We start from the raw sequence: 14039 nt of genomic DNA on the forward strand, positions 1-14039 counted from the left end.
GAGTCCTCCATCCGAAAAGGCGCAACTTGCAATCAAGCGACGTGAACGTTTGCTGCTTGTCTGACATCGTGCTCACGACTGGCTGGTTGGGAGGCCGCGCCGCGCAAGCGGTCGAACAGTCGATTGGGCTCGCTCGGTGCGACCATGCCGCGCCAGGCGATATGCGAATCCGGCCGCAGCAGCAGCAGACTTTCCGGAAAGCCGTAGCCAGCCTGGTCTCGATCGATATCGACCAGCGTCAAGGGAACAGCATGCCGCTTCGCAGCTTCGACCAGCGGCGCGGCATCGACGGCCTGATCGAACCGGACCAGCGTATAGGCCGGGCCGAGCGCGTCCAGCAACGAGCGACCGTCGGAGAGCCAGACGTGCGGCGCGCGTGCGCCAGGCACTGTCGAGGCGGTGAAATGGCCCATGCCATAGGGTGGGGGCGTCTCGCCGTCATAGGAAATCGCAGGAGATCGGTCGTAGTAATAACCGAAGTTCAGGCCGGCACAGCAATATTGCTGCACATTGAGATCGTAGGCAGCTTGACCGACCCTCTCTCGCACTGCGTCGCCGACCGGACCGTCGATCTCCACCTCGGCAGGCACGGACCGCCTCTGACTCATCACGGCAAGCGCATGGTTCATTGCAAAGTGGGACACCTGCTCGGTGATCGGCTGCCGCTCCGCCTCATAGGCATCGAGCAGGGCAGGGCTCGTCCATCCTTGCAGGACACCTGCCAGCATCCAGCAAAGATCGACCGCATCGGCGATCCCCGCGTTCATGCCGTAGCCGGCATAGGGAATCCACAGATGCGCCGCATCGCCACAAATGAAGGCTCGGCGATCGCGGAAACGATCGGCGACCAGGCGACGGCCGACCCAGTCCTCCTTACTGATGATCTCATACTGGAAACGGTCGTCGACGCCGAGGATGGTGCGGAGCGCCCAATCGCGATCAACGCTGTCGAATTCCACCTCCTCCGGAGCGAGGTGGTTGTGGATCAGCCAATTGTCGCGGCCATCGATGGAGACGGTGGTGCCGCAGCGGCGTGGATTGAGCGACATCGTCATCCATGCCGGCTTCTGGCTGATCAGGTCCTTGAGCGCCGGGGCGTGAATGTAGGTGGACTGCACCCGCTGCACCACGTCGGTACCGCTCAGGCGTGAGCCGATCAGCCTGCGGACCGTGGACCGGCCACCGTCGCAGCCGATCAGATAGCCGGCGGTGATGGTGATGTCCTGATCGGAGTCGAGATCACGTGCGCGCGCGGTCACGCCGCTTTCATCCTGATGGAAGTGGTCGACCTGGACGCGGTTCAGAATCCGGATGTTCGCCTGCGCCTCGGCGCAGGCGAACAGGATCGGCTCGAGATAGATCTGGTTGATGCGATGCGGCGGCTCAGGCGTCGGCCAATCAGTGTCCGGCCCTCCGGTCGCGGTGTAGCGATCGGCGCGGCATGGAATCGGGATGCGCGTCAGCTCGCGGCCGACGACGGCAGTGCGATAGGCGCAGTCGTTCGGAAAATCGGCGGGCAGCCCGCCTTGGCGCACCTCGCGGACGATCCCGAGGCGACGGAAGACTTCCATGGAACGCGCGGACACATGGTTGCATTTGACGTTGGGCGGCTCACCGGCGCGCCTGATCTCCGCGACGACAACGTCAATGCCGCGCGATGCGAGATCCATGGCGGCGGTCAAGCCGACGGGGCCTGCGCCGACGATGAGAACCTGGGTTTGAAGCGTCTTCATGTCATCTTCTCTTGGTTGATCCCTGACCCGGGCTCAGGCGCGCTCGGGCACTGAAAGCCCATCACGTTGTGTATCGTCGGACGGGGTCAGGCCGCCGCGCATGCCGAGCACGGCGAGGGCGAGGATGACCAACGCCGAGCAGAGCTGCGGCACGGCGCTCGCCTGAAACAGCGACGCCACGTTCCACTGCGCCGCGAGCATCAACCCGCCGAGGGTGACACCGAGGATCGAGCCGAAACGGCCGATGCCGAGCGCCCAACCAAGGCCGGTGGCGCGGATGTAGGTCGGATAGATGCGCGCCGCATAGGCGTTGCAGCCGATCTGTCCGCCGATCACGGCCACGCCGGCGATGAAGACGGCCGGCACGAGGACCGGCAATGACGCACCGGCGAGGCCGATGGTGATGATGGAGAGGAAGCCGGCGACATAGGTCGCGAACAGGACGCGGTCGAAGCCGAGCCGTTCGATCAGCAATCCGAGCCCGACAGTGCCGAGCATCCCGCCGAGCTGGAACGCCACGCCGACGGCGATCGCGGCCTCGACCTCGAGCCCGACCTTATGCGTGAGCGTGGGCAGCCAGCTGTTGAGGAAATAGATGTCCATCATATTCATGAAGAACATGATCCACAGCAGCAAGGTCGGCAGCAGCCGCCGCTTCGTAAACAGCTGCGGCAACAAAAAGCCCGTGCCGCTCTCCTCGACGATGGTGAAGCGCGCATCCGCCGGAAAGCGCGCCGAGGGATCGATACGCGTCAGCAGCGCGCGCACGCGATCATTCTTGCTGCCGTCGAGCGCCAGCAGCGAAAGCGATTCCGGCAGCCAGACCATCAGGACCGGGCAGAGAACGAGCGGCAGCAGCCCGCCGATCACGAAGATGAACTGCCAGCCATAGGCGGTGATGAGCTTCGCCGCGACCGAGCCGCCGATCGCGGAGCCGAGCGACACCGTCATGAACATCAGCATGATCAACAGCGTCCGGCGCCGCTGCGGCGCGTATTCGCTGGTCAGCGCGATCGTATTGGGGAGGACTCCGCCGAGACCGATGCCTGTGACGAACCGAAGGACGACGAGGTTCGATACGCTGGAGGCCTGGCTCGTCGCCAGCGATCCCAGCGCGAAGAGAAGGACGCCGGCGACCACCAGCCATTTGCGTCCGAGATAGTCGGCCAGCGCGCCGAACAGCAGCGAGCCGACCATGACGCCGAACAGGGACGCGCCAAATACCGGCCCCAATGCGCCCGGCGCCAGATGCAGGTCCTTGCTGAGTGCTGGCGCGACAAAGCCGAGCGCTTGTGCATCGAACCCGTCGAGCCCGACCACGAGCGCGCAGAGGCAGATCACCCGAATCTGGAACGCCGACAGCGGACGGTCGTCGACGTAGCGACCGATATTGATCCCTTGCGTCAAATGTCCCTCCCCGATTTTTTTGTGCAGCCGGTTGGCCGTCACCGCGGCCATAGCGCTGTTGCGAATATGTTGCATGATCGGACTCTTTCGATTAGCCACAAAATTCTCATCCATTCATGAGGAAGGCTAATGTCACCGAGCCTGCGGCAACTGGAGGCGCTGGTCCTGGTGTACCGGCTTGGCAGCATCACCAAGGCAGCGGCGGAGCTGCGCGTCACGCAATCGGCGATCAGTCTGCTGATCCGGCAGATCGAGGAGAACTTTCAACTCAAATTGTTCGAGCGGACGACGCGTGCGTTACATCCGACGGCGGCTTGCAGGGAGGCGATTCCGGCTGCGGAACGCATCCTGGCCGGCGCGCAAGGCTTGTCGCGGCGGATGCGCGACCTCGCCGAGATCAAGGCTGGCCGGATCGCCATTGCGGTTTCCGCGGGCGTTGCCTCGGCGCTGCTTCCTCGGGTGTTTGCGAACTTTCGCTCTCGCCATCCGGAGGTGAGCATCGACCTGTTCGATGTCGCGCCCGACGAGCTCCTCGGCTTCGTTATGGCGGGGCGTGCGGAATTCGGCCTCGGCAGCATCGAGGAGGAGGGGGCGACGGAGGTGAGGATCGAGGCGCTCATGCAAAGCCCGCTATCGGCGATCGGCATCAGGGATGGCAGCTTCGAGAAGCGGCGGCGTCTGACCTGGGACGCCATCATGAGTTCCGACCTGATCGCAATGCGCCGTGGAACGCGAATTCGCAGTCAGATTGACGACGCACTGGCGCAGACCGGACGCGAGCTCAAGCCGGCGCTGGAAGTATCCCTGATCACGACCGCACTGGCGCTCACGGCGGAGGGGCTAGGGATCAGCATCCTGCCCGGGCACATGCTGCCGAAGGCCCAGTTTCCGACGCTCGTCGCAGTCCCGCTGTCGCAGCCCACGATCCATCGGCATGTCTCCCTGCTGAGCCGCGCCGATTTCGGACTGTCTCCAGCCGCGCAGCGCTTCGTCGAGATCACGCGACGGATGCTGTCGCGTGAATAGATGTCATCGGCCAGATCAGGTGCGGAGGGCTTTCGTGACGTTGCGCGCGTGATCGATGAAGACGCGGACAGCCGGGCTGAACGTGCGGTGACGCAAGGTGACGATGGCGACAGGCAGCGGATTTCCGAGCGAAAGTGGCAGCGTCGTCAGGGCCCAGCGTCCCGCATTGAAACGCACCACTGAGCTCGGGAGTGCCGTGAGGTAGGGGCCCTGCATCAGCAATTGCAGCCTGAGATTCATCGAGTAGGTCGTGACGTTGACCTTCGGCTCCGGCAATCCGCGCTGCTGAAAGGCGCGACGGACGAGCTCGTAAACGGCGGTGCCTTCGGGGGCGAGGATCCAGGGATGGTCGACGAGGTCGGCAAAGTCGATGGTCGGAACGGCCACCCATTCGTTCTGAGCCCCCGCGACGATATGGATCTCCTCGTCGAACAGGACATCAGCCCTGAAGTCGCCGCCTTCGCCCATGTCGGGTCGGTCGCGCGCGATACGTCCGAGCATCATGTCGAGCTTGCGGTCGCGTAATTCGTGGAAGTCGACCGCGGCGGTGTTGGCTTCCACCACGCGGACGGCGAGCTGCGGATGAGCGCGGGCGACGCTCTGGATGATCTCGGCCAGGAAACCGCCCGCGATGTGCGATTCCGACGCGCCCACCACGATTTCGCCGGCGCCGGGATTGGCGAGAAACTCGATGTCGCGCAATCCCTGCCGGAGCGCATCGAAGGCTTCGGTACCGCGACGCATGAGCGCTTCACCATAAACCGTGAGGGCCACGCCGCGTGGCCCGCGGTCGAGCAGCCGAACCTTCAACGCGGCTTCAAGCTGGGCGATGGCCTGGGAGACCGCGGGCTGCGTGATCGAAAGGCGGCCGGCCGCTTTTGCCATGCTGCCGCTCTCCACGACCGCGCGGAAAATCCGGAGGTCGCGTAGCCGCAGCCAATCGCCGATGCGATGATCCAAGTCCTGCGGAGGCATGCCAGATATAATGTCCAGCTTATATCTCTATTCGAAGCGCAGTCATTCCACTTTTCGAACCAGTAGCATAGACAGGCTCTATTGCGGCTGGAAGCTAGAAAATGGGGGCAAAAGACCTTTTTGGATCATGAGTTTGGCAACAATCCATTCACGACATCTGATGGCGTCTTAAGCCCGACCTAAAAGCGTAAACTTATACCTTACGGCCGCTACGGACCTTCTTCCCCATTTGGAATTGGAGTTTGATCTGATGCGTCATCACCTGACGTCGATGCTTGCTGTCCCGTTTTTGCTGGCGTCTGTCTCGCTGCTGGAGAGCCGGGCGGCGGATCTCACTGATAAGCGGGAGCCGGTATCCCGGACCGAAGCGGAAAGAACATTCGTCTTGGACCAGATGCGCCTGTTCCTTACGTCGGTCGCGGCGATCGAAGAAGGGCTCGGCTCTGGCGATCTCGACAGGGTCGCCCAGGAAGCCGCAGCGCGCGGGCGCAAGGCCAATGCCGGCCTAGCTCGGCCGCCGACGCTCGCAGCGAAGGAAAGCGACGCCTGGAAAATGATGATCGGGCAGGTGCGCGGCGGCTTCGACGAGATCGCGGCTCAGGCGGCAGCCAACGCACCACCGCAGCAGATCAACGCCACGCTTGGCAAGACCATGCAGAATTGCGTCGCCTGTCATCAGTCCTATCGGATCAAGATCGAAGACTGACAGGGCGCAGTGCGGCCGATCGCATCACTCGGCCCGGGTTGGGTCGGGTGATGCGTCATTTGCGGGATCAGTGGACGGCCGCCGCCAAAGTCACGCTCGTCTCCCGCACATCCACCGCTAGCAGCCGACAATACAGCGCCTTCCGTTGCTGATTCGCGCGGATTTGGGTTGTCTGCCACCCCGCGCAACGCTTCGTCGAGATCGCACGACGCGTCCTGTCGACCGGCTAGTGGCCAGGTTCCCCGGGGCGGGTCCGCAGCACGAGCGGGCATATGGGAATCCGAGGTGCTTGCGTTCCGGCGCAGGAGCTGGTGCAAGATGAGGCCGCCGCGCAACACATGGGCGATGCCTGCCACCTGCCTTATGTCGAGCGCCAGACTGACATATTTTCGAGCCGCCTTTGACCCACAATGGGGGCAAGCGCGACGCGGTTGCCCGGGAACAATATGCCCAGCCAAGGAACCGAATCGCGATATCGATTCTCAAGGCTCGCGCTTCAGGCAAAATGGCTCCTTAAGATATGGATATGGGCGGTGATTTGATCGGCAGCCCGGGCGCGGCTGGCCGTCGGGGAGCGGTGCGGCGGGTCAGCTCCAGTCGTTGGCAGCGCTGGGCGCCTGCTTGCGGGGCGTTGCTCCTCTCATGCGTGATTGCAAGGTCAGCAGCGTCGGCAGAGGACGCCGCTCCGGTCGGGACGGTGGTTGTCGAGACCGAGAAGAACCCGACAGAGCGCGCGTCTGCGCCGCCTGCCGACGCGCAGGAGCTGCGGCCGAGTCTGGCGCCGTCGCCCCAAGAGCAGAAGGCGAACCTCGACAGTGTTGCGCCGTCGCCCGAACCGCAGGCGTCGAAGCCTGAAACAAACGTTGTCGTGCGAAAGCCGGAGACTGAGACAACGGGCCGCGCGACCGCGGACGCCCCGGCACAGCAATTGAAGCTGCCTGCCGATGTGGCGCAAAAGGTCGGCCAGAAGATCTGGCAGAACGAAACCAATGGCAATCGCAACGCGGTCACGTCGTGGAATGCGAACGAGGATTTCGCCTCGCTCGGCGTCGGTCACTTCATCTGGTTTCCGGCCAGCAGGACCACGAATTTCGAGGAGAGCTTTCCGGCCCTCCTCGACTTCCTGCGCAAACAGGGCGCGCATCTCCCTCCTTGGCTCGACAAGACGCCGATCCCGCACTGTCCGTGGGTGAGCCGGGCTGAGTTCAAGAAGAACTTCAACTCGCTCGAAATGAAACAGCTGCGGCAATTCCTGCTCGCGACCGTGCCGGGACAGATTCAATTTCTCGTCGCACGCGCCCAGGGCGCTATCGGCAAGATCCTCGATCACACGCCTGACGTGGCGGAGCGCGAGCACATCGTCGTCCAGTTTGCACGCATCGTACGCGCGTCCAACGACCTGTATCCGCTGATCGACTACATCAATTTCAAGGGCGAAGGGACCAACCCGGCTGAAACGGCCGTGAACACGCAGACGGGAAATCGGCAGGGCTGGGGTCTCAAACAAGTGCTTCTCAGCATGAACGGCACGACCAGCGAGCCGACCGCCGTGCTGGCGGAATTTACCGAGGCGGCACAGTCCGTCTTGCAGCAACGGGTCCGCAACCTTCCGACCAACCGCATCTGGGAGGCGGGCTGGCTGCGTCGCGTCGAGACCTATCGTCACCCCATCGCTGAACTCTCGAACTCAAAACGAGCCCGGAGACGAATGGTCTCGCGCGAAAACGGCTAAGCGCGACGATGTTCGCACAGGGGAATTGGCTTGCGATTCCTGCCTGCACAGCGTAGCATTCTACCAGAAATAGTTCATTCTAAAGCAATCTGTCGGGTTCTCGGCCAAGCGGGAGAGGCCAATGGCGGAGCAGGTCGCGTGGCACCTTTCTGGTGACTATTTCGAGAATTGCAGCTGCAGCATCGTGTGTCCCTGCCTCGTCTCGGCGGCAGCCCCGTTGTCCGCGCGGCCGACCGAAGGCTTTTGCAACGTCCCGTTGGTCTTCCACGTTGAAAGCGGTCGCTACGGCGACGTCGCGCTCGATGGGCTGAATGTCTTCGTCATCCTCCACGCCCCGGGAGTGATGGCAGAGGGAAACTGGTCGGTGGCTCTCTATATCGATCAGCGCGCCGATGATGAGCAGACCGAAGCGCTGAGTGCGATCTTCTCCGGCGCAGCGGGTGGTCCTATGTCCGCGTTCACGCCGCTGATCAGCAAGAACCTCGGGGTGAGCAAAGCACCCATCACCTTCCGGATCGACGGCAAGACGCGGTCCGCGGAAATCCCGGGCATTCTGCACATGTCGGTCGATCCGCTGCCGACCATGCATCCGAGCGGGGAAATGTGGGTGAACATCGGTCATCCGGTGGCCCCCGACCGGATGGTCATGGCCGTCGGCGCTGCCGGCAATACGTTCAGCGACCATGGCATGCGCTGGGATAATTCCGGGAAGAACGGCCTTTATGCGCCGATCAGCTGGTCGAACCAGGCCTAGAGTCCTACCCGGTGGCGCTGTGAAAGCGGCCGCCAACACGCCTCATTTCAAATGACCGACACCGCCCTGGAAACCGTGCTGCGGCGTGATCGATGGGTCATCGTCGGCGCGATCAGCATCATTGTCGCGCTCGCCTGGGCCTATGTGCTCTGGCTCGCCAACGACATGGACATGGGTGGCATGGACATGACCGGGTTTCGCATGATCCCGGCCGGGATCGGAATCATGCTGCCAGCCGATGAGCCGTGGCGAGCAATCGAATTTGCCTATGTCTTCCTGATGTGGGTGGTGATGATGGTCGGAATGATGGCGCCCTCGGCGGCGCCCATGATCCTGATGTACGCCCGCGTGGGTCGGCAGGGAAAAGCGCAGGGCAAGCCGTTCGCTGCGACCGGTTGGTTTGCGGCCGGTTATCTGCTTGCCTGGAGCGGCTTTTCGCTGGCGGCAACGGCTCTGCAATGGGGGATCGAGCGGGCAGCCCTGCTGGATTCCCGGATGGTGCTCGCCAGCAATCTGCTCGGTGGCATCGTGCTGATCGCCGTGGGCGTCTATCAATGGACACCGCTGAAGGACGTGTGTCTCGCCCAATGCCAGTCGCCGTTCCTGTTCCTGATGCGGCACGGCGGCTTTCGCCAGGACGTGCGAGGCTGCCTGCTGCTGGGGCTTCGGCACGGCGGCTATTGCGTCGGCTGCTGCTGGGTCCTGATGGCGCTGTTGTTCGTGGTCGGGGTGATGAACGTGCTTTGGATCGCGCTCCTGACTTTGCTTGTTCTCCTGGAGAAAGTCGCGCCGGCTGGACGGTGGATCGCGCGTACTGCCGGTGTCGCGAGTGTTGCCGCGGGCGCCTTGCTGCTGGCGTCCTCGCAATAGCGATAGGCTGTACCTACGCCTTTGCGTTCCGGACCGCCATTCGTTCGACCGCCAGCCCGAACAGCGGACGTAGCCGCGTGCCCAGGATGTTGCCGGCGAAGGCGGCCACGAACCAACACCAGCCATGCAGGCTTCCGGAGGCGATGCCGCTGAAATAGGCGCCGATGTTGCAGCCGTAGGCCAGTCGCGCGCCGTAGCCGAGCAGAAGCCCGCCCACGATCGCTGCCAGCAGCGATGCAGCGGGAACGCGCCACGTCGGTTGAAACTTGCCGGCCAGACCTGCAGCCAGTAACGCGCCGATCATGATGCCGATATCCATCACGGACGTAACATCGTTGAAGATGCTCCGCCATGCGGGACTGCTGCCCGTGAACGCCATCAGCAACCGTTCCAAACGAAGCCGTGACTTGACGTGCAAGCGACTGCTTGCATATCATCATGCAAGTATTTACTTGCATATTTGACATGTCCAAGCGCCACGACCCTGATGTTCTGTTCAAGGCTCTCGCCGACCCCAGCAGGCGCAAGCTGCTGGACGTGCTGCATGCCAATGACGGCCGTACGCTCAGTGAGCTGTGCGAGCATCTTGAGATGACGCGGCAGGGCGTGACGCAGCATTTGGACCTGCTGGCGAAAGCCAACCTGGTCGCAACAGTGCGGCAGGGCCGCGAGAAGCTGCACTTCCTCAATCCGGTGCCGCTGCAGGAGATCTACGACCGCTGGATCGCAAAGTTCGAAAGGCCGCGCCTCAAGGCGCTTTCGGATCTGAAACGACGTCTGGAAAAGCCGATGACTAGATCGACCTTTGTCTATGTAACCTATATCCGGACCACGCCCGAGGAGCTTTGGTCGGCACTGACCGACGTGGAGTTCATGAACCAGTACTGGTTCGGTAATCACTGCGAGAGCCAGTGGACGGCAGGATCGCCCTGGAAGCTGGTGTCTGGCGCGGGCCAGATCCTCGATGCCGGCGAAATCATCGAGGCCGAGCCTCCGCGGCGCCTGGTGATCCGCTGGCAGCACCAGAGCAAGCCTGAGCTCAAGGCGGAAGGCGCGTCGCGATGCACGATCGAAGTGGAACGGAGTGGCACTGCCGTCAAGCTGTCGATTACCCACACCATCGAACGGGAACAATCCAAACTCATTGAGGCTGTCTCCGGCGGCTGGCCGAAGGTTGTCTCCAACCTCAAATCCTTGCTGGAGACCGGCTCGATCGCGCTGGAGGATCCGTATCCGGAGGCAACTCAGGGCTAGCCGCCCGGGCCGAGCAAACGGCGCCGGTCCAAAAGCTGATCGAGAAACAAGAGCTGGCTCACGTTCTTTTGCCGCTTCCTCAGCCGCCAGCGCTCGCTTAGGACTCCCGCAAAAACGGAACGGATGTCGGCGCCGGACTACTTAGATACCCGGGACATGAACGGCGGCTGAACTGGGTCGGCGGCCGGTCGTCGCGCGTCGAATGGCCGGCATCTGGATAGAGGAGAGCGGCAGCTCTCAACGATCGTAGCGGCCATGTCCGCCTTTGCCCGATAGAAACCTAGCCCTGAGCGGTTGCTCGCACGCGTCGTAGGTCGCGCACACCGCGTGCCATCGACATTGAACTGCCTGCGGCGATCCGTTCACGTGCTTTTGTCCCCGTGCTATCGCCGGCGGAGCTTCAAAGCCGGAACTGAAAGCCTAGATGGGGATGACATGATTACCGTCCTTCAATGAAGGAAGCGAATGAACAATCGGAGCGACCATGGGCGAAGTCATTGAATTCATCCCGAAGGCCGAGCGCGAGCGAGTCCGGCTCATCCGCGAGGCGCGTGCCATCTATGACAGCATCTTCCCGCCGGCTGATCCGGTCGGCGTGCAGAAGGCGGCGCCGGCGAGTCGTGTCGTCAACGGCGCGACCATCCGTCGGAGCGACGAGCGCCTCTCATGATCAAGATCATCGCCGTGCTGTGCAGCCTCTCGTCTCCGGCAGACTGCCGCGAGCAGATCGTCACCACTTCGGATTTCGCTGACGTTTCCGTGCAGTCCTGCCTGATGGGCATGCCTCAGCTCGCGGAATGGATGAAGCAGCATCCCGCCGAGCGTCTCGCAGCGTGGCGCTGCGTGGTCGGAAGCCAGAACAGCAGGGGCGCTTAGGAGAGAAAGTCGCTCCGCAAGGGGCTCCAGCCGTATCAGGACGTTCTACTTCTACTTCTCCTTGGCCTTGGCCTCGTTCCAGAGCTCGTCCATTTCGTCGAGCGAGGCATCGGCCGGTGCGCGGCCATCGGTCGCGAGCGCCTGCTCGATATAGGCGAAACGGCGCTCGAACTTGGCATTGGTTGCGCGTAGCGCCATCTCCGGATCGACGTTGGCGTGGCGCGCCAGATTGACCAGAGCGAACAAGAGATCGCCGGTCTCCTCCATCAGTTCCGTGGCGTCACCGGTATCGAGCGCGGCTTCGATCTCGTCGGCTTCCTCGCGGATCTTCTGCAGCACCGCGCGCGGGTCGTTCCAGTCGAAGCCGACCGTGGCCGCCCGCCGCTGCAGCTCCATTGCGCGCACCAGCGCCGGCTGGCCGGCCTTGACGCTTGCGAGCAGGGAGGGGTTAGAGGCAGCTTCCTGCGGACGCCGTGCCGCGCGTTCAGCCTTCTCCTCCGCCTTGATGCGATCCCAGGTGCCCTTGGTCGGCTGAATGATGTTGCCGTCCTTGTCCGGAAACACATGCGGATGGCGGCGGATCATCTTGGCGGTGATGGCTTCGACCACGTCGCCGAAGCCAAACTCCTGCTGCTCTTCGGCGATGCGGGCGTGATAGACCACCTGCAGCAGCAGATCGCCAAGCTCCTCGCGCAGATCGTCGAGGTCGCCGCGGGCGATCGCTTCCGCAACCTCATAGGCCTCCTCGATCGTATAGGGGGCGATTGTCGAGAACGTCTGTTCCAGGTCCCACGGGCAACCCGTCATGGGCGTGCGCAGGCGGGCCATGATCTCGATGAGGCGGGAAATATCGCGGGACGGCGTCATGTTGAGTCCTGATGGGAAGTCCTGGAACGAGGCAAGGTTTGAGGCCTGTATGCCTCAACAGCGACGCCCGTCCCAGTGAAAACGGCTGGGATTTCGTCCGGTTGGCGCGCGGCGCGGAGAGTGCTAATCGACCCCGATGACCACTCCGGATACCACCGCGCTAGTGCTGTTTTCCGGCGGCCAGGATTCGACGACATGTCTCGCCTGGGCGCTGGACCGCTTCGCGCGCGTCGAAACCATCGGCTTCGCCTATGGCCAGCGCCACGCGATCGAGCTCGACTGCCGGACGCGGCTGATCGACGGCATCAAGACGCTAAGCCCCGGATGGGCGGCGAAGCTCGGCGAGAACCACACGCTGGAGATCCCGACCCTGGCCGCGATCTCGGAGACGGCGCTGACCCGCGACGTCGCGATCGAGATGGGGGCGGACGGCCTGCCCAATACCTTCGTGCCAGGCCGCAATCTCGTCTTCCTGACCTTCGCGGCGGCGCTGGCCTACCGCCGCGGCATCCGCCATATCGTCGGCGGCATGTGCGAGACCGACTATTCCGGCTATCCGGATTGCCGCAACGAGACCATCAAGGCGCTGGAGGCCGCCCTCAACCTCGGCATGGCCAGGAATTTCGAGCTGCACACGCCGTTGATGTGGCTGTCGAAGGCAGCGACCTGGCAGCTTGCGCACAACCTCGGCGGAGCAGGGCTGGTCGACCTGATCCGCGACCACTCCCACACCTGCTATCTCGGCGAGCGTGGCGCGCGCCACGAGTGGGGCTATGGCTGCGGCCGGTGCCCAGCCTGCGAGCTGCGCGCCAAAGGCTGGCACGGATACGTCGCGGGCACTTAGGCCTTTGCGGGGAGCGTCGAGGTGTGACCTCCGCCCCGACGCCTTGCGGTGATCGCTTGATCCCGAGATCAGGCGGCAGCTTCGTCGGTCTCGTCGAAGCTTTTGAGCTGCTCCGGAATCGTCGAATAGGGCTCCGTCCGTGCAGCCGGGCTCGCGGTGGCCGACGTCGCCTCGGCGAGATCGCGATAGGCGATGTCGCGCAGATCCTCGTCCGCGTCCGCCTCTTCATGGTGCGCGGACGCGAGCTGGACCGCAACGATGTCATCCTCGACGAGCTCGGCGTCGATATCGATCGGCGCAACCGGGGCGGCCTGGGTCGGAGCGTCGTCTTCGTCCTCGATCGCGATCGCCCGGACCTCGGAATCCGCGAGCTCGTCGATCTCGACATGGATCGGCTCGTCGGCCTCGGCCGGCACGATCTCGGGTTCCGCGGGGGCGGAGCCCGCGGGCGCAACTGCGGCTTCTGCCGGCGCCTCAGGCTGTTCCGCGATGCTCTCTTGATCCTTGCTCTGGACACCGAGCTCGAGCGAGATCTCCTTGATCAGCCTGTCGATCGCGAGCAGCGCACGATATTCGGGAACACTGTTGAGATGCTGCTCGTATCGGTTGCGCGCAAATTGCAGCGAGTCGATCACCTCGGCGGCGATCGGCGACAGCGCTGCGCCGTTCTGCAGCGCGTGAGCTGCGCGTTCGGTCGAACTTTCGACCTGCAGGTAAGCCTCGTATTGCGGAAGCGATTTCAGCTGCTCGTGATAGTTCTGACGCAGCGCGACGAGCGAGTTCACGATGTTTCCGAAAGATTCGACCTCAGACATTGCGTGTCCCCTGCTTCCCTTGTCCCGGGAGTCCCATGCGGCGGTTGGTCGTCCAATGCGAGCTGGCCGTCGCCGCTCGGTGCACTCAGATTGCATCTGCTATCGCGCGGGCGCCAGCACCTCGGCTCGGAAATTCGCGGGCGTGGTTGCGATAAGGTTTCGTCGAAGCCGATAGGTACT

At 63.3% G+C, this 14039-nt stretch carries 14 protein-coding genes and 1 pseudogene; 9 read left to right on the forward strand and 6 right to left on the reverse strand.

Annotated elements, in window-relative coordinates; all coding sequences use genetic code 11:
• Window positions 1-32 precede the first annotated feature (32 nt).
• A complete protein-coding gene (locus ACQR1W_RS02250; RefSeq protein WP_434849280.1) occupies window positions 33-1733 on the reverse strand; it encodes an FAD-dependent oxidoreductase in 1701 nt (566 codons plus the stop codon).
• Window positions 1734-1766: 33 nt separating this feature from the next.
• Window positions 1767-3215 (reverse strand): MFS transporter, encoded by a 1449-nt coding sequence (locus tag ACQR1W_RS02255; protein ID WP_434849281.1) that lies wholly within the window; start codon window positions 3213-3215, stop codon window positions 1767-1769.
• A gap of 54 nt (window positions 3216-3269) precedes the next feature.
• Here ACQR1W_RS02255 and ACQR1W_RS02260 point away from each other — a divergent pair, with 54 nt between their 5' ends.
• Window positions 3270-4166, forward strand: a complete 897-nt coding sequence (locus ACQR1W_RS02260) for a LysR family transcriptional regulator (RefSeq protein WP_434849282.1) — start codon at window positions 3270-3272, stop codon at window positions 4164-4166.
• A 15-nt stretch (window positions 4167-4181) separates the two neighbouring features.
• Here the strand turns inward: ACQR1W_RS02260 and ACQR1W_RS02265 are convergent, their stop codons facing one another.
• Window positions 4182-5141: a LysR family transcriptional regulator gene (locus ACQR1W_RS02265; RefSeq protein ID WP_434849283.1), complete on the reverse strand. Its 960-nt coding sequence runs from the start codon at window positions 5139-5141 to the stop codon at window positions 4182-4184.
• Window positions 5142-5391: 250 nt separating this feature from the next.
• Here ACQR1W_RS02265 and ACQR1W_RS02270 point away from each other — a divergent pair, with 250 nt between their 5' ends.
• The 4 genes from ACQR1W_RS02270 to ACQR1W_RS02285 all read left to right on the forward strand — a co-directional run bounded on the left by ACQR1W_RS02270 (window position 5392) and on the right by ACQR1W_RS02285 (window position 9203).
• The gene (locus tag ACQR1W_RS02270) at window positions 5392-5847 is read left to right on the forward strand and encodes a cytochrome c (protein WP_035981714.1); all 456 of its coding nucleotides are present in this window, start codon (window positions 5392-5394) and stop codon (window positions 5845-5847) included.
• A gap of 538 nt (window positions 5848-6385) precedes the next feature.
• Complete coding sequence (locus tag ACQR1W_RS02275; RefSeq protein ID WP_434849284.1) at window positions 6386-7579, forward strand: hypothetical protein; 1194 nt, start codon at window positions 6386-6388, stop codon at window positions 7577-7579.
• Window positions 7580-7700: 121 nt separating this feature from the next.
• The gene (locus tag ACQR1W_RS02280) at window positions 7701-8333 is read left to right on the forward strand and encodes a DUF1326 domain-containing protein (protein ID WP_434849285.1); all 633 of its coding nucleotides are present in this window, start codon (window positions 7701-7703) and stop codon (window positions 8331-8333) included.
• Between the two features lie 51 nt (window positions 8334-8384).
• Entirely contained in the window at window positions 8385-9203 is an 819-nt protein-coding gene (locus ACQR1W_RS02285) for a DUF2182 domain-containing protein (RefSeq protein WP_434849286.1), read from the forward strand.
• Between the two features lie 13 nt (window positions 9204-9216).
• Here ACQR1W_RS02285 and ACQR1W_RS02290 read toward each other — a convergent pair.
• Window positions 9217-9552: pseudogene (locus ACQR1W_RS02290) on the reverse strand (YeeE/YedE thiosulfate transporter family protein); the annotation flags it as partial.
• Window positions 9553-9668: 116 nt separating this feature from the next.
• Between ACQR1W_RS02290 and ACQR1W_RS02295 the strand changes: the two are divergent.
• From ACQR1W_RS02295 to ACQR1W_RS02305, 3 genes are all read left to right on the forward strand, one after another.
• Entirely contained in the window at window positions 9669-10457 is a 789-nt protein-coding gene (locus ACQR1W_RS02295) for an ArsR/SmtB family transcription factor (protein ID WP_434849287.1), read from the forward strand.
• 484 nt (window positions 10458-10941) lie between these two features.
• A complete protein-coding gene (locus tag ACQR1W_RS02300) occupies window positions 10942-11127 on the forward strand; it encodes a hypothetical protein (RefSeq protein WP_434849288.1) in 186 nt (61 codons plus the stop codon).
• Window positions 11124-11333, forward strand: a complete 210-nt coding sequence (locus ACQR1W_RS02305) for a hypothetical protein (RefSeq protein ID WP_434849289.1) — start codon at window positions 11124-11126, stop codon at window positions 11331-11333. The genes ACQR1W_RS02300 and ACQR1W_RS02305 overlap by 4 nt, the downstream gene beginning before the upstream one ends.
• A 51-nt stretch (window positions 11334-11384) precedes the next feature.
• On the opposite strand, the gene mazG is transcribed toward ACQR1W_RS02305, so the two are convergent.
• Window positions 11385-12200 (reverse strand): nucleoside triphosphate pyrophosphohydrolase, encoded by an 816-nt coding sequence (gene mazG, locus ACQR1W_RS02310; RefSeq protein WP_434849290.1) that lies wholly within the window; start codon window positions 12198-12200, stop codon window positions 11385-11387.
• Window positions 12201-12336: 136 nt separating this feature from the next.
• Between mazG and queC the strand changes: the two genes are divergently transcribed.
• On the forward strand, window positions 12337-13044 hold the full coding sequence (queC, locus tag ACQR1W_RS02315) for a 7-cyano-7-deazaguanine synthase QueC (RefSeq protein ID WP_434849291.1): 708 nt from the start codon (window positions 12337-12339) through the stop codon (window positions 13042-13044).
• Between the two features lie 68 nt (window positions 13045-13112).
• On the opposite strand, the gene ACQR1W_RS02320 is transcribed toward queC, so the two are convergent.
• Window positions 13113-13859, reverse strand: coding sequence for a hypothetical protein (locus ACQR1W_RS02320; RefSeq protein WP_434849292.1), 747 nt, complete (start codon window positions 13857-13859; stop codon window positions 13113-13115).
• Between the last annotated feature and the right edge of the window lie 180 nt (window positions 13860-14039).

It is taken from the genome of Bradyrhizobium sp. HKCCYLS1011 (assembly GCF_051167795.1).
Taxonomy (GTDB): Bacteria; Pseudomonadota; Alphaproteobacteria; order Rhizobiales; family Xanthobacteraceae; genus Bradyrhizobium.

Coding starts and splice junctions, on each gene's coding strand:
- ACQR1W_RS02250 (WP_434849280.1), bottom strand. CDS start 1,733: ATGAAGACGCTTCAAACCCAGGTTCTCATCGTCGGCGCAGGCCCCGTC.
- ACQR1W_RS02255 (WP_434849281.1), bottom strand. CDS start 3,215: ATGCAACATATTCGCAACAGCGCTATGGCCGCGGTGACGGCCAACCGG.
- ACQR1W_RS02260 (WP_434849282.1), top strand. CDS start 3,270: ATGTCACCGAGCCTGCGGCAACTGGAGGCGCTGGTCCTGGTGTACCGG.
- ACQR1W_RS02265 (WP_434849283.1), bottom strand. CDS start 5,141: ATGCCTCCGCAGGACTTGGATCATCGCATCGGCGATTGGCTGCGGCTA.
- ACQR1W_RS02270 (WP_035981714.1), top strand. CDS start 5,392: ATGCGTCATCACCTGACGTCGATGCTTGCTGTCCCGTTTTTGCTGGCG.
- ACQR1W_RS02280 (WP_434849285.1), top strand. CDS start 7,701: ATGGCGGAGCAGGTCGCGTGGCACCTTTCTGGTGACTATTTCGAGAAT.
- ACQR1W_RS02285 (WP_434849286.1), top strand. CDS start 8,385: ATGACCGACACCGCCCTGGAAACCGTGCTGCGGCGTGATCGATGGGTC.
- ACQR1W_RS02295 (WP_434849287.1), top strand. CDS start 9,669: ATGTCCAAGCGCCACGACCCTGATGTTCTGTTCAAGGCTCTCGCCGAC.
- ACQR1W_RS02300 (WP_434849288.1), top strand. CDS start 10,942: ATGGGCGAAGTCATTGAATTCATCCCGAAGGCCGAGCGCGAGCGAGTC.
- ACQR1W_RS02305 (WP_434849289.1), top strand. CDS start 11,124: ATGATCAAGATCATCGCCGTGCTGTGCAGCCTCTCGTCTCCGGCAGAC.
- mazG (WP_434849290.1), bottom strand. CDS start 12,200: ATGACGCCGTCCCGCGATATTTCCCGCCTCATCGAGATCATGGCCCGC.
- queC (WP_434849291.1), top strand. CDS start 12,337: ATGACCACTCCGGATACCACCGCGCTAGTGCTGTTTTCCGGCGGCCAG.
- ACQR1W_RS02320 (WP_434849292.1), bottom strand. CDS start 13,859: ATGTCTGAGGTCGAATCTTTCGGAAACATCGTGAACTCGCTCGTCGCG.